Annotated in this window: 13 protein-coding genes; 6 read left to right on the forward strand and 7 right to left on the reverse strand. The window is 44.4% G+C overall.

The annotated features are described in order from the left end of the window. Positions 1-81 precede the first annotated feature (81 nt). Genes AC6RGY_RS14770 through AC6RGY_RS14780 form a run of 3 tightly spaced genes read right to left on the reverse strand, consistent with a single transcriptional unit; the run spans position 82 to position 4,183 of the window. Positions 82-966, reverse strand: a complete 885-nt coding sequence (locus AC6RGY_RS14770) for an ABC transporter permease (RefSeq protein WP_499864227.1) — start codon at positions 964-966, stop codon at positions 82-84. Continuing rightward, entirely contained in the window at positions 963-1,898 is a 936-nt protein-coding gene (locus AC6RGY_RS14775; protein WP_499864229.1) for an ABC transporter ATP-binding protein, read from the reverse strand. The genes AC6RGY_RS14770 and AC6RGY_RS14775 overlap by 4 nt, the downstream gene beginning before the upstream one ends. Next, on the reverse strand, positions 1,895-4,183 hold the full coding sequence (locus tag AC6RGY_RS14780) for a DUF8726 domain-containing protein (protein WP_499864231.1): 2,289 nt from the start codon (positions 4,181-4,183) through the stop codon (positions 1,895-1,897). Before AC6RGY_RS14780 ends, AC6RGY_RS14775 begins: the two co-directional genes overlap by 4 nt. 538 nt (positions 4,184-4,721) lie before the next feature. Here AC6RGY_RS14780 and AC6RGY_RS14785 point away from each other — a divergent pair. Continuing rightward, positions 4,722-5,846 (forward strand): AI-2E family transporter, encoded by a 1,125-nt coding sequence (locus AC6RGY_RS14785; RefSeq protein WP_499864233.1) that lies wholly within the window; start codon positions 4,722-4,724, stop codon positions 5,844-5,846. A 52-nt stretch (positions 5,847-5,898) separates the two neighbouring features. On the opposite strand, the gene AC6RGY_RS14790 is transcribed toward AC6RGY_RS14785, so the two are convergent. The 3 genes from AC6RGY_RS14790 to fumC all read right to left on the reverse strand — a co-directional run bounded on the left by AC6RGY_RS14790 (position 5,899) and on the right by fumC (position 9,002). Beyond that, positions 5,899-6,132 (reverse strand): hypothetical protein, encoded by a 234-nt coding sequence (locus tag AC6RGY_RS14790; RefSeq protein WP_499864234.1) that lies wholly within the window; start codon positions 6,130-6,132, stop codon positions 5,899-5,901. Between the two features lie 149 nt (positions 6,133-6,281). Beyond that, positions 6,282-7,403 (reverse strand): radical SAM/CxCxxxxC motif protein YfkAB, encoded by a 1,122-nt coding sequence (gene yfkAB / locus AC6RGY_RS14795; protein ID WP_499864236.1) that lies wholly within the window; start codon positions 7,401-7,403, stop codon positions 6,282-6,284. A gap of 210 nt (positions 7,404-7,613) precedes the next feature. Then, a complete protein-coding gene (gene fumC, locus AC6RGY_RS14800; RefSeq protein ID WP_499864237.1) occupies positions 7,614-9,002 on the reverse strand; it encodes a class II fumarate hydratase in 1,389 nt (462 codons plus the stop codon). Positions 9,003-9,220: 218 nt separating this feature from the next. Between fumC and pdaA the strand changes: the two genes are divergently transcribed. Further along, a complete protein-coding gene (gene pdaA / locus AC6RGY_RS14805; protein WP_499864239.1) occupies positions 9,221-10,030 on the forward strand; it encodes a delta-lactam-biosynthetic de-N-acetylase in 810 nt (269 codons plus the stop codon). A gap of 62 nt (positions 10,031-10,092) precedes the next feature. Next, positions 10,093-10,560, forward strand: coding sequence for a DUF2621 family protein (locus AC6RGY_RS14810; RefSeq protein ID WP_499864240.1), 468 nt, complete (start codon positions 10,093-10,095; stop codon positions 10,558-10,560). A gap of 59 nt (positions 10,561-10,619) precedes the next feature. On the opposite strand, the gene AC6RGY_RS14815 is transcribed toward AC6RGY_RS14810, so the two are convergent. After that, positions 10,620-11,270: a TetR/AcrR family transcriptional regulator gene (locus AC6RGY_RS14815; RefSeq protein WP_499864242.1), complete on the reverse strand. Its 651-nt coding sequence runs from the start codon at positions 11,268-11,270 to the stop codon at positions 10,620-10,622. A 159-nt stretch (positions 11,271-11,429) separates the two neighbouring features. Between AC6RGY_RS14815 and AC6RGY_RS14820 the strand changes: the two genes are divergently transcribed. The 3 genes from AC6RGY_RS14820 (at position 11,430) to AC6RGY_RS14830 (ending at position 14,404) form a co-directional block, all read left to right on the forward strand. After that, positions 11,430-12,401: an aldo/keto reductase gene (locus tag AC6RGY_RS14820; protein ID WP_499864244.1), complete on the forward strand. Its 972-nt coding sequence runs from the start codon at positions 11,430-11,432 to the stop codon at positions 12,399-12,401. Between the two features lie 270 nt (positions 12,402-12,671). Further along, positions 12,672-13,382, forward strand: a complete 711-nt coding sequence (locus AC6RGY_RS14825; protein ID WP_499864246.1) for an IspD/TarI family cytidylyltransferase — start codon at positions 12,672-12,674, stop codon at positions 13,380-13,382. Further along, on the forward strand, positions 13,379-14,404 hold the full coding sequence (locus tag AC6RGY_RS14830; RefSeq protein WP_499864248.1) for an alcohol dehydrogenase catalytic domain-containing protein: 1,026 nt from the start codon (positions 13,379-13,381) through the stop codon (positions 14,402-14,404). Before AC6RGY_RS14825 ends, AC6RGY_RS14830 begins: the two co-directional genes overlap by 4 nt. The last annotated feature ends 36 nt before the right edge of the window (positions 14,405-14,440 follow it).

The raw sequence follows: 14,440 nt of genomic DNA on the forward strand, positions 1-14,440 counted from the left end.
AGAAAGAAAAGACCTCCCTTCACATGCATCCCCTTTAAGATGAAGCATGGATGAAGGAGGCCTCCCCCTCATTCCTTCTAACTATGCTGTTTCGCGTTTGGCTCTACGCAATTTCCACGGACGCCAACGTAGTGGTGAAAGCAGATAAATGCTCCACAAAAGTAGAAGCAACCCTAATCCGCCGTATGTCGCACAGAATAAAACAAAGCCATTAACAACATTCGTTTGTCCAGAAAATGAATACATGTTACTCATAGACTCACCATAGTAAGACTCAGCTAAAGCCAACATTGGATTCAGTCCCTCTAACCATTCCAGTATCTCTGGGGGCGGGGCGGGGGAGGTCATGCTCTGCATTCCGTAATACATCCCGACAAATTGCAACAACAAAAAGGTCCCCAATCCGATGAGAACGACGGTCACATAGGTAACCACTGTCGCAATGCCTGATCGTTTGATGAGGCTGGAATAGAAAATTCCTAAACTCCCCATGAAAAACATGGATATTAAGAGATGAACCAACACACGCCCCATCTGCGTCAGCGAGGTTCCACCAAACAGAAACATCACAGAGTACAAAGGAAGAGTCGCCAATAAGAGAAGCAGCATGAAGCTGAGCGAAGAAATCAATTTACTAATCATAATGCTACTCGAACTTAAAGGCGTCGTAAGGAGAACAGGCAATGTTTGTCGCTCTCTCTCCCCACTGATGAGCCCGGCTGTCAAGCCTGGGATGACAAAAGCCATTGTCACCAATTGGATCATAGCCAACGCAAAAAAGAGGGTTTGACTCTGCTCCGGACGCAATTGACCCTGCATACTAAAGAGATACGCAAAAGCAAAAGCAATCACGCCCGTAATCAAGAGATAAAGCGAGATCATCCATGGTGTGCGTTTGCGTCGCATTCGTTGACGCAGTTCTTTCTCCAATACGGGATGCCTCAGTAGAGACCGTAGTCGATTCATTCTCCTGCCTCCTCTCGCTCTGCTGTAATTTGCAAAAAGACTTCTTCCAGATTAACTTCCGTTCGTTTATAGTCCAGTACAGGAATTTCTGCTTCTACAAGTGCCCGCAAAAGCGCTACTTGTTCCTCTTCGCCACCTGCAAATAACAGTTTGAGTGCATCACCCACACGATGGACAGATTGCACTTGTGATTGCGCTTGCAGCACCTCTCTTGCTTCTTCCGCTCGCGCTAGCACTTGCAACTCAACCATACTTCCTCCATGAAGCTGCGTACTCATCTCTTCCACATCACCGCTTGCCACCAGTTCCCCCCGCTCCATCACTCCGATGTGATCACACAAATGAACCAACTCTGGCAAGATATGCGAGCTAATCATGATTGTTTTCCCCATACTCTTCAACTCGTTCAGTACTTCGCGAAATTCAATGCGTGCACGCGGATCCAACCCAGAAGCGGGCTCATCTAAGATCAGAAGCTCTGGATCGTGTACCAAGGCACGTGCCAATCCAAGCCGTTGCTTCATCCCCCGCGACAAATCGTCAACATATTCATCACGCTTCTCTCCCAGGTTAACCAGCTCCAGAAGTTCAGACGCAATGCGCTTACGATGTTGTGCCTCGATCCCATAGGCCGTCGCATAAAAATCCAGATATTCCATCGCAGTCAATCGATCATACACTCCGAAGAAATCCGGCATGTAACCGATGATCCGGCGCACTTCTGTCGCTTGTTTCATCACATCCATCCCATCGATCCATGCTCTCCCTTCCGTAGGAGCCAGTAAAGTCGATAAGATGAGCATCGTGGTCGACTTCCCTGCGCCATTAGGACCAATGAAACCAAAGACACTTCCACGCGGAACATGCAGATTTAGATCGATGAGTGCTTCGGTTTTCCCATACACTTTACTCAGATTCTCTGTGCGAATCATGGTTTCACCTCCCCTTTTATTGCAAGGGCAGGAAGGATACCGCCCCAACCTTCTGCATTTGCCATCTTCGCCCGAATTCGATGATGAGGAGATAAGTAAGACGCTATATCGGTCAGATCATCCGCTTCTGATATAGCCACATACTCTTCTTTTTCCCAATCGTATAACTCCAGATTAAGTCCCGAATCAAGGATATCTATTTGTTCTACCTTCCACTGTCTTGGCAACTCATACTCTAAAATTAATTGTTTACTGGTAGCAAAAACCATTCCGTCGGGTTCTATATCAACAGACCCTTCTATAATCTCTGGTGTAAGGTTTTCAGGAAACCACTGACTCTCCCCTGCTTTCGGCCATTCAAACGTTACAGGTGCTGACACCAAGGTCAAGTGTCTTTGTTCTTGTGAGATCTCTTGACCTTCACTTGCGAGCTGGAGGGAGTAGAGCGGATCTTCTGTCCATCCGTAAACCAAATTGGTGTTTCGCAAATCTGCTCCGAAAGCATTTATCAAGGCATCTTTGTTATCTTCCAAGATGGAGCCGGTGTTGATTGAACTATACGCCATCGAGGAAGACGGATCGTCTATATTTGATACCGTTGGTTGATAGGTCATGGCCACTTCTTTTTCTTCACCAGGAGCTAACTGCCCAATCTCTTCATCTCGATTACCCAAATGAAGAAACAGCTCATCAAAGGTTAGATTGGACTCATTCTTCACCGTTCCAACGACTTGATCTGCCCCTTCATAGCGCAACTCCACCTTAATCGGACCGACCTCTGTCTTCGACTTGGCATAGGACTGTATAATCGACCAATGTCCCACTTTCGGATACATAATGGTTTTATCTGATACCAATGGTGCATTCTCTGAAGAAGGCATCCCCATATTCTGTGACGAATCAGGCCATAAAAACTGGCCTCCGCTCCCTTTTACCTCATAATTTCCACCACGCGGAACGATGAATCCAGAGAAGCCTTCCACCGAAGCCATGCCTCTTTCGTCGACATGAGCGTAAGCCAGGTGATTTGACAACGCTTCGTTTCCACGAACCATATTCCCATAACCGTACATCCCAGCGGTAACAGCAATCGCTAGTGCAGGGACGAGCCACCACATCCATATCTGTTTTTTCCACCTTGCTAATCCCCAGTATAATAGCGGACCGATCAGTAGAAGGTATACAGCAAAGAAAAGCACCATGGCCCCTAGACCTGGAAGTTTCAAATGAGGCATGTTGTAGATTCTCTCCGATAAATTCCAGTAGGCACCGGGAAACAAATCGCCACTTTGTCCCATCATATCGGATGTCCTTTTCTGAAATAGAGAGGACCACAACGATCCATTTCCTTTCCAACTAACAAGTGGTTCCAGCGAGAGATCGTAGGCGGCGTAATACACTTCCCCTTTGCCGAAAGACCGTTTGGCAACCAAAGGATCCTCCCCAGCTAATGCCACCGCTTCCCCATTCTCCACTACTCGCGAGGTACCTATCGACCAATTAGCTACACGAGGAGCCTCTCCCCATTGTGATAAAGCAGTGAGCTCTTCTATTTGTTTCGTTCCTGTCACTTCTACCGGCATGAGCTCTTCCCAACCTTTGAGGCCTTGTCCCCCTTGCAAGCCGGCTAGTAACAAGATGCCTCCATCACTTACCCACAGGGAGATTGCTTGTTTTTGCTCTTCATCCAAAGAGGAGAGCGCAACATGATTAAACACCAATACATCAAGACCAGACAACGCAACTGCGGAAGAAGGGAGCCTCTCTTCCTCAATGGATTCAACGACAAAGCTCCCACTCAGGTGATCTTCCATTTCGCTTAAAAATTCTTTCGTCTTCGGTTGATCACTTACAATTCCCACCAACCAATCATCCATACCGATTGACATTCCCTTTAATTTAGCGGAAGCTTTCACCTCTCCCTCTGCCTCAAATTGAATCAAGCTCTCTTCGTATAAGAAGTCAAATGGCACCATAAGCGAAACCTGCTTGGTCGTTCCCCCAGCAATCTCAACCGACTGATAAGGACGAACAAAGCCGGATTCTGTAGGCCATTGCTCGTTACTTTTAGCGATCACTTCACCAGAGAGATTCGCCCCTTCATTGGTGATCGTCACCTCAACGGGTACCCACCCTCCATCCTTAAATGTACCATTAAATCCAGCATCCACTTCTAACTGAATCGCTTGATCTGAGTTTGCTTTCACGTCCGCTAATGGCATCAATAAGAGTATAAAACAACATAAGAGCACCCCACTAAAGGCAATCCACCATCTATGAGTCATCCAACACCCTCCCTAACGTAAATGTAAACTGATTATGTAACAACCATCCACATGGGATGAAACTACCATCTCTCCAATCTTTTCCTCAATTCTTCCCCTTCCATTCTACCAGAAAATATTAATCACTCATAGTAATAGGATATCCGACAGCCCCTCTCCCTCTTTATAGTCGATATCCTCATTCTCTCTTCTCTTCGCATGAAGAAAGAATACTTCCTATTCTATCGATAAATTCTTTATAACTAGATAGGATCGTTCTGAAGATTTTCTTAAGAAAGTCGCCATCGTATCTGATGCTGGACATACTCCCACAACAATCCGTTAGGAGAGAGGGTCTCTTTGCTTCAGCATTTGTAAACTGCATAATTTATAATAGCTCACTATAGTAAAATAATCTCCTGCCCCATTCTTCTCTTCATTATTGGATTAGCGTTATCTTACATACTCGAGGAGGTATGGGAATAGTTTCGTAGAAAAGAGTGGTGCTTATGAATAAACGATCTGGCTATACTGGTAAGTGAACACATGAGTGCCTATAATGGAAGTATCAATCGATGAATTGGGTGAACAAGACATGCCACAGACCAAATTCTTCCGTACTTTGTACGCGATCATCTTGCTTTTTCTCATCATTTTCCTGGGTATGAAGATTAATTTCGTCTTCCATCCGGTTGTGGTGATGTTTCAAACACTATTTTTTCCCTTTCTCCTATCAGGGCTTCTTTACTATCTCTTTCGACCTGTCGTCAATCTCTTACACCGCTATCGCATACCAAAACCCCTCTCCATTCTCTTAATCTATCTCGCTTTTGTGGGATTAATGACTCTGTTGGTATGGCTCATCGGTCCCATTTTAAAAGCACAGTTTGACAACTTAATCGAACGTGCTCCCGGTCTGATCGAAGAGGTGGAGGAACAGCTGATTGAGCTACAAAAAGATCCTTGGATTATTGATCTTCAACAACAGCTAGACTTCGAACAATATACACAACAAGCATCACAATACTTAAATGATGCCTTGTCGATGGTGGGTTCCAATGTGGCCAGTCTGGTCGGTATCATAACCAATATTGTGCTCGCTTTTGTCACCATTCCTTTTATTCTCTTTTACATGCTAAAAGAAGGTGAAAAAGCCCCCGCCCAAGTGCTGAAGCTCTTGCCTCTGAGCCGGCGCAATGCTGGACGTGCCATTATCCAAGACATGGATCGCGCCATTAGTTCCTTTATCCAGGGACAAGTTACCGTCAGCATCTGTGTCGGACTCCTGGTATTGGTTGGTTACCTCATTATCGGACTCGATTATGCGCTCTTACTTGCGCTCGTCACGATGTTCACCAATGTCATCCCTTATATCGGTCCGTTCATTGGAACGGTTCCCGCGGTCATCGTTGCTTTTATCGATGAACCGATCATGGTCTTGTACGTGCTCATTGTGGCGGTTGTCGCGCAACAATTAGAAGGAAATTTAATCTCACCGGTAGTCATGGGGAAAACACTTAATATTCATCCCCTCACCATTATTGTCGTTCTCTTGGTCGCTGGAAGTTTAGCCGGCTTCCTCGGATTACTGTTGGCTGTTCCTACTTATGCTGTCTCTAAAGTCGTCGTCAGTCACGCGTATAAGTTATGGCTATTACGTATGCAACAAAAAGAAAGTAACTAACTAGCCAACCTCAAACAAAGAGCCGATTCATCGTGAATGAACCGGCTCTTTGTTAATTTAGGATATCCCACAACCATTGCCCTATCGGAAACAACAAGGTTGCCATCATTCCCAATAAGAACACGATGAAAACGATACGGAGCAACCTTCTAAAAAAACGAGGGTACTGATGAAATTGTTTTACTCGTTGGTAGCCATTCACACTATCAAAAAAATGTTGTGCATCATTAAAGGGAGCTCGATCCTCTTCTGCTCGCTGTTCCTTCATCGCCTTTTCTTCATTCATCTCCTTCACGCTCCTCATCGGTTATCGCAACGCACAGAAGCATGGTTGATGCCACACGCTCATAGATGTAGCACGGGGGTGTCGAGTTCGCTTCATGGATAAGGAACATGTAAAGGTCATCTTTATGATCTTCCTCTATATATACTTCTCTATAAAGTTACTTTTGCCTTTCTGTTTAAGAAATCCCACTCGGTATAATACGTGTCCGCTACTAAGATATTGGGTCCACTACAGCGAGCCGCTGGACAGAAACAATGGGTTTTCTGCGCCAATGGGTGCTTTAGCCACTCTTCAAATACCGATGTAAAAGTATTCCTCTTCATATTTCCTAAGGCGGGTACATCAGCAAAATCCGTCACATGGATATCACCAGAGAAGACATTAACATTAAGGCGATTGCGGCCATCTGGATCATGACGGACAGTCACATTGTCTGCTTCATGCAGGGTTTGCCATAATTCTCGATCCACTTGTTTGTCACTGCAAGGATAAAAGGGCAGGGTGCCGAATAACACCCACGTCTTAGGATCACGTACTTCTATCAGCTGCTGAATTGTTTCTCGGAAAGTGTCCAGGGAGAGCGTCTCCATTCCACTGGCAAAGTCACTTGGATAAAGGGGATGCACCTCATGCCGCTGACATCCCATCTCCACGATATCCCGATGCATCCCTTCGATATGCGGAGCTGTAAAAGGACTGAGGAGTGTCTCTGCAGACACAAACACTCCTTGCTTGGTTAAGCTTTTCGCATTCTCCACCATCCGGTCAAACAAGATTTCTGCTTGACGGTAAGTAGCTTCTCGAGCGGAGCGGGCAAACACAATTCGATGAAAGTCGGTTGCATCGCGATAATTATAGGAGATATGGAGGACATCCAAATCCTCAATCCAATCTTCATACCGGGATAGAGGAAGAGTAAGGTTGGAATTAAGTTGGGTGTAGATCCCACGCTCTTTCGCATACTTCAATAAGGGACGAATGGTTTCTTTGACCACCCGTGGATTAAGGATCGGCTCTCCTCCCGTCAAGCTTAACGTTTGTAGCGTATCTACTTCATCTAATCGGCGGATCAATTGCTCCACCGGAATCGGAATTCCTTCTTTGGCAATCAAGCTTTCGCCCACCGCACAGTGCTCACAACGTAGATTACACAATTGTGTCACGGTAAATTCCACACTTGTTAGGTCATACTTTTTCTCTTGCAAACGAGTATACCAAGGGTCCCATGGATCCCATACAGGGCTCATTGGTCTTTTGGTTACAGTTGTCATATAATCCCTCTCCTACATCGATCTCTATTTCATTCTTATAGAACCAACACTAGCAGGGAGGCTGTGTTCCCTCATGCAAACATACTCGTTTGTTTGCAGTGAAGTCAGCCTCCCCTGTTTCTTACTTTATTCTTTTTTTATTCAAGCAAGCGAATCACCATGATTGTAAATTCGCTAAAAGCAATCTCACCGATCCTGTCCCTGTGTCCACTATGCCTTTGGGGAAATCATGTTCTCTGGTCGTACCACTTCGTCAAATTGTTCTTCTGTTAACAAGCCGGACTGAAGGGCTGCTTCTTTCAACGTTTGCCCTTGCTCATGAGCTTTTTTCGCGATTTTCGCTGCATTCTCGTACCCGATATGAGGGTTTAGAGCGGTTACCAACATCAAGGAATTATTGAGGTACTCCGCAATTTTTTCTTGGTTCGGCTCCATACCCACGATGCATTTATCATGGAAGGAGCGCATGCCATCTGCCAACAGGGTAGCGGACTGTAGGAAATTATAGATAATCACAGGCTTAAACACATTCAACTCGAAATTTCCTTGGCTAGCCGCAAAACCGATGGCTGCATCATTCCCCATCACTTGCGTAACCACCATGGTTAATGCTTCGCTTTGGGTTGGGTTCACTTTACCAGGCATAATGGAACTACCCGGTTCATTAGCCGGAATCGTAATCTCACCGATGCCACAACGCGGGCCACTCGCCAGCCAGCGAACATCATTAGCAATCTTCATTAGATCAGCAGCCAACGCCTTGAAAGCACCGTGAACATGAACCATTTCATCATGACTGGTTAACGCATGAAACTTATTGGGAGCTGATGTGAATGCTTTCCCAGTAAATTGACTAATCTCTTTGGCAACACGATCGCCAAACTCCGGATGAGCATTGATGCCTGTGCCCACTGCTGTTCCACCGATTGCCAACTCTTTCAAGTAGCGTACACTATCTAAGATCATTTGTTCACTTTTCTCCATCATGCGATGCCAACCACTTACTTCTTGTCCCAATGTCAATGGGGTAGCATCTTGCAAGTGGGTACGTCCAATTTTAATAATCTCACGAAAAGATTCTGCTTTTTCTTTCAAGGTAGCCTTGAGAGTAGTAATGGATGGCAACAGCTTCTCTTCTACAGCCATTACTGCTGCTACATGCAGGGCTGTCGGAAAGGTATCGTTGGAGCTTTGCGACATGTTGACATCATCGTTGGGATGAAGGCGTAATTCACTGCCCCACTCAGATAAAAGTTGGTTTCCTCGGTGAGCGATGACTTCATTCGTATTCATGTTGGATTGGGTCCCACTGCCGGTTTGCCATACAACCAAAGGAAAATGTTCATTCAGCTTGCCCTCGATAATTTCATCCGCAGCTTGTACAATCGCTTTCGCCTTCTCCTCTGCCATTTTCCCGAGTGCATGATTACTGATGGCCGCACTTCTCTTTAAAATGGCAAACGCCCGGATCACTTCTAGTGGCATCTTCTCCTCGCCAATCTTAAAGTTTTCTAGACTGCGTTGCGTCTGAGCCGCCCATAACTTCTCTTTCGGTACTTTCATTTCACCTAAGGTATCTTTCTCAATCCGATATTCCATCGTGTTGCCTCCTTGTCAATTATGTATCCATCCGTATTTTATCATTTGTTGGGGAGGAAAAACGACCTTTCTTTTCTTTCTTGATGGAAAAACAAAGGGAATAATTATCACTTTCACACCAATAATCCTTTATCGACAAGTAATACCTCGTATGACGTCGCCTTGAGGATTGAGACTATAGGTACATACCAACACTTCTGCTAAGGTAAGGTGAAAAAATGAAACGGATCTCCATTCTCTTCTTCATTCTCTCTCTCTTCATCCTGTTTGGCTTTCCCACACATACCATGGCTACAGCAAAAGATATCAACAACATCAAGCATGATTGGTACTTTACCAGAAGCAAAGACCATCAACCCGCTAAAACAGAGCCACATTTCAAAAAGATGCTCGATGAACATGGAGGATGGTATATAGGGAACACGAGCAAAAAAGTCGTCTACTTTACCTTTGATAATGGTTATGAAAATGGGTTTACCCCCGAGGTACTGGATACGCTCAAAGAAAAGAATGTCCCTGCCGCTTTTTTCGTAACGGGACACTATATCAAAGATCAACCCGAACTGGTGAAACGGATGGTGAATGAGGGACATATCGTTGGAAATCACTCGTGGAGCCATCCCGATTTTACTGACGTAAGCAACAAAGAGATAACGCAAGAGCTAGAGAGAGTAAAGTCAGCGTATACCCGCGTCACAGGAGACCAAGAAATGAACTACCTCCGCCCGCCTCGTGGTGTTTTCAGTGAGCGAACACTTGCTCACACTCATCATCTTGGCTATACCAATGTTTTTTGGTCACTGGCTTATCGCGATTGGGAAACCGACAAACAAAAAGGAGCAGACTACGCTTACCGTAAGATTATGCAACAAGCCCATCCTGGTGCGATCCTACTTTTACACACCGTATCAAAAGATAATGCGAAAGCGCTTCCGCGCGTGATCGATGATTTACAAAAAGAAGGATATCAATTCCAAAGTTTAGATGATTTCCGCATGGAACAAGCGATAGATCCCATGATTCTGTGACGCCTTCCTCGATCTACTTGAATTCATTCTTTATCCCTCTATAATGAAAAGAGAGAGATTGTATGAATTTGAGCTTGATTGAGGTGAGAATCGTGCCTTCTGCTATGCCTGGTTGGATTATTTGGATATTTGTACCATGGGCCTTATTTATGCTCTGGTTTTTCGCCACTGGCGGTTATTTTATGTTTCGCAAGTTTTTAAAATCGATGCCGAAACAGGATGGGAAGTCTACCTTAGACTGGCAAGATTACTACATCGATAAAACCAAGCACCTCTGGAGCGAAGAGCAGAAAGCCCTGCTGAATGAACTCGTCCAGCCGGTTCCTGAACTTTTTCGTGATACGGCCAAACTAACCATCGCAGGCAAAATTGGCGAATTGGCTTATAAAGAGAAAGCGAAAGCCATGCGGGAAGATCTAATTGTACGTGGTTACATTTTAGCCACACCCAAACGTGACCATAAATGGCTCGTACAAACCTTAGAAAAAAAACGAATTGACTTGACTCCCTATCAGGAGTTACTGCAATAACAAAGACCTCCTATCCATTCATTTGGCTAGGAGGTTTCTTCGTATAAATCCCATTGGGTTCACGTTGACATCTTTCGCATCACTTTATCCAATACTTCCTCAAGAGGATGATCATCCACTTGAGGAAGCCAAGGTGCTAGAATGGTCTGTTGCTTTCTTAGATGGTAATAGTGCAAAAGCGCTTGCTTCAAAGTTAAGTCATGTTCCAATAAGAAGGATGAATCCATCACCTTTCTCATCATCAACTCATCTTGTTCGAACATCAGTCCTGTATGGGCAACATAAAAAACACCCGCTTTTATCCCTCTCTCATAGGCGTCAGATAGAGCACGATAAAACTTCTTTCTTTCCCCAAACAAACGTTCAAACTGGTCCGGATAAGTAAGATGAAGGTCCGTTAAGAAGGCATCCGATATATAGATGAGCATATTAAGTATCTGTATAAATGATTGCTGGAATTGATCAAGAAACTTTTGCGGGTCATCAATCTCTCGGGTTAAAAACGCACCAGATTGAGAAATATACTCGATATACATATCTACCGTAACTTGAATGATTTCCTCTTTAGAAGAAAAGTATTTATACAAAGTGGCTTTACTTATGTCCATATAGGAAGCCATTTCATCCATATTCATCTTGCGAAATCCATTCTTCCGTATAAAAGGAATGACCTTCTCTATCCACTTTACTTGTTGTTCTCCTAATGTCATGATCAGATCCTCCTCCATTAAATGGATTGTACCTTATTTAAAGTGGCGAGTAAATAAAAACGAAATGAACTAAATATATTTTTTTAGTTTACTTAGTTTCGGGACTGTGTTACACTTTTTTTGCAAGCAGACATTAGCATGATAAGGAGAGTGGCGTCTATGGAAAGCAAGCGTTTGGGCTCCCAAGGCCTTCAAGTATCTGCTCTTGGATTAGGCTGTATGGGAATGACAGAGATTTATGGTCCCGGTGATGAAGCATCCGCCACTGAAACGATTAACCGTGCGCTGGAAAAAGGAATTACCTTCTTTGATACTGCCGATGTGTATGGATATAACGATGAGATCGGGATGGGAACCAATGAAGTTCTTGTTGGAAAAGCCTTATCTGCTATTCGACAAGAAGTTATCTTAGCCACTAAATTTGGGGGAGTGCGTAACAAAACAGAGTTACTGGGTTATAATGGGTCACCTCGTTATGTGAAAGAAGCATGCGAAGCGAGTTTAAAAAGATTAGGCACCGATTATATTGACCTTTATTATCTACACCGGGTGGATCCGCATACCCCTATTGAAGAGACCGTCGGGGCAATGAGCCGTTTAGTCGAAGAAGGAAAAGTTCGTTACCTGGGTTTATCCGAAGTAACGGTCGAGGAGCTAAAGAAAGCCCATTCGACTCACCCCATCTCTGCACTCCAAACAGAGTATTCCATTTGGTCAAGAGAAGTAGAAAGAGAGATTCTCCCCACTTGCCGTGAATTAGGAATTGGCTTTGTCCCCTATAGTCCTCTTGGACGTGGCTTCTTAACTGGCCAACTCAAAGACAGAGAACAACTTCCATCAACCGATTGGAGACGCTATAATCCACGCTTCTCAGAAGATGCTTTCAAACAAAATTTAGCGATTGTACAAGGAATCGAAGAGATCGCTCAGGAAAAAGGTTGTACACCCGCCCAATTCGCATTGGCTTGGGTAGTCGCTCAAGGAGAAGAGATCGTCCCCATCCCTGGCACCAAGCGTGTGAAATATCTCGAGCAAAACATCGATGCCTTGCAAGTTCCCATAACCGAGCAAGACAAACAACGAGTAAATGAATGGGCCCCCATCGGAGCCGCTGTAGGAGAGCGATACTAACTTACCCTAGCAAGAATCAATCGCTCTCTCCCGAATCAAAGAAGCAAAATACTCTTCCCCACGTCCCTATTTGTGGGGAAGAGTATTTTTTATAGTCAGAATAGAATCACTTTCGCATTCCCATCTATTTGTTGTCAGTCATATGGGTTAATGCTAATATTATCTGTGTGTAAAGAAGATCATGTTAGTGTGAGGATAAGGTTAGGAAATGATATGATCCTTTTGTAGGTTCTACGAATAGCCTCACAGGGGTTTCTATAAAGTAAGGGGATGATTCCAATCCATATCGGAATGATACTAGCAGCAGGGGTCGGCAATCGCTTTCAATCCGACCAACCCAAACAGTACTTTCATATCGACCAAAAGCCCATTTTATACTATACAATTCAGTCGATGCTGAGCGCAGACATTCTTGACCACATCGTCATTGTTTTTTCACCATCCTACATGGATTTCGGAAAAAGCATGATCGATCAATATTTTGCTGAACAAAAAGAGAAACTTCACGTATGTGCTGGTGGTTCTTCACGACAAGAGTCCCTATACAACGGTGTACAATTCGCCATCAGCCAATTTGATACCGATGAAGCGAAAATTGTGAGTCATGACGCCGCTCGCCCTCTGTTACCAAAAGAAGTGATCAAACAAAACCTAGAGCTCGTCCAACCTGGGAAAACAGTGGATACAGTGAAGCGTGTATATGACACCATGCTTTATCAGAATGAAGATGGGACAACAAACTTCATTGATCGCGACCGCCTCTTTTCTGGAGTTACCCCCCAATCATTCGTAGCGCGTGATTACATTCATGCATACGAGCGAGTAGGAGGAGAGAACACTCCTTATACCTGCGCCTGTTCTCTCATGGCCGCGGCAGGTTGTGAGATTACTCTCTACGTAACCGATTACCCCATTCACAAGGTAACGGTCCCAGAAGATGCAAACTTAATTAAAGAACACTTAAGGAAGTGGGAAGCGTGAAAAGCACAAAAGTACAGCTTTATGTACCAGAAAAGCTGAAAACAGAAACGGTTGATATCGAAAAAAAAGGGGTAATTGTAAAGCCCAGTTATTTATCTGTTTGTAACGCTGACTTGCGTTACTATTACGGGGATCGTCCTAGCGAAGTGTTAAAAAAGAAGCTACCGCTTGTCTTGATTCACGAAGCAGTGGGGAATGTTGTATTTAGTGATGACCCTGACTTCAAAGAAGGAGACAATGTTGCTGTGGTCCCTATTTCCAGGCATGTCTCGCCACTTGAGGATGAGTATAATTATGATTATCCTGGAAGTACCTTTATGTCTAGTTCCGTTGATGGATGCATGCAGACCTTATTACCCCTCAGCAGAAATAACCTAGTGAAATTTACTAATATTGATCCGCAATACGGAACGGTAATCGAAGTGGCAACCATCGCCATGCAAGCCGTTAGACGCCTCAAGCGTTTCTATAATCGTACTCCGCAAAAAATCGCTGTTTGGGGGACGGGATCTGTGGGCTTTTGGACTGCCCTCTTATTACGGGAATACTTGCCACATGCCCATATTACAGTTATAGGTCGCTCTCCCAATAAATTGGAATCTTTTTCCTTTGCAGATGAAACCATTCTCCATCAAGACATGGACTATAAGAACGAATTTGACCTTGTTGTAGAAGCTGTCGGAGGGTATGGTACACAAACAGTCATGACCAATGCAATCGATATCGTAAAGCCTGTTGGTTGTATCCTTATGCTAGGTGTAAGTGAACAAGAGCTCCATGTAAACACACGTAGCTGGATGGAAAAAGGAATTCTTATTCTGACAAGCCATCGCTCCACCTATCAAGATTTTAAAGACGTAGTGGATCTCATGGAGCGCTCTTCCTTAGTACAGCAGCATATCGCGAAAAGCGTCTCATATATCCAGCCCGTCAAAAAATTAGATGACATTCATCAAGCCTTTAGCCAGGCTGGAAAACACCAATTTAAAACCGTTATGAAATGGGACCTTGAGTCCCACTAAAAAAAGAGCCGAGAACGGCTCTTTTTTTAGTGGGAA

The sequence above is a fragment of the Mechercharimyces mesophilus genome, assembly GCF_059818345.1.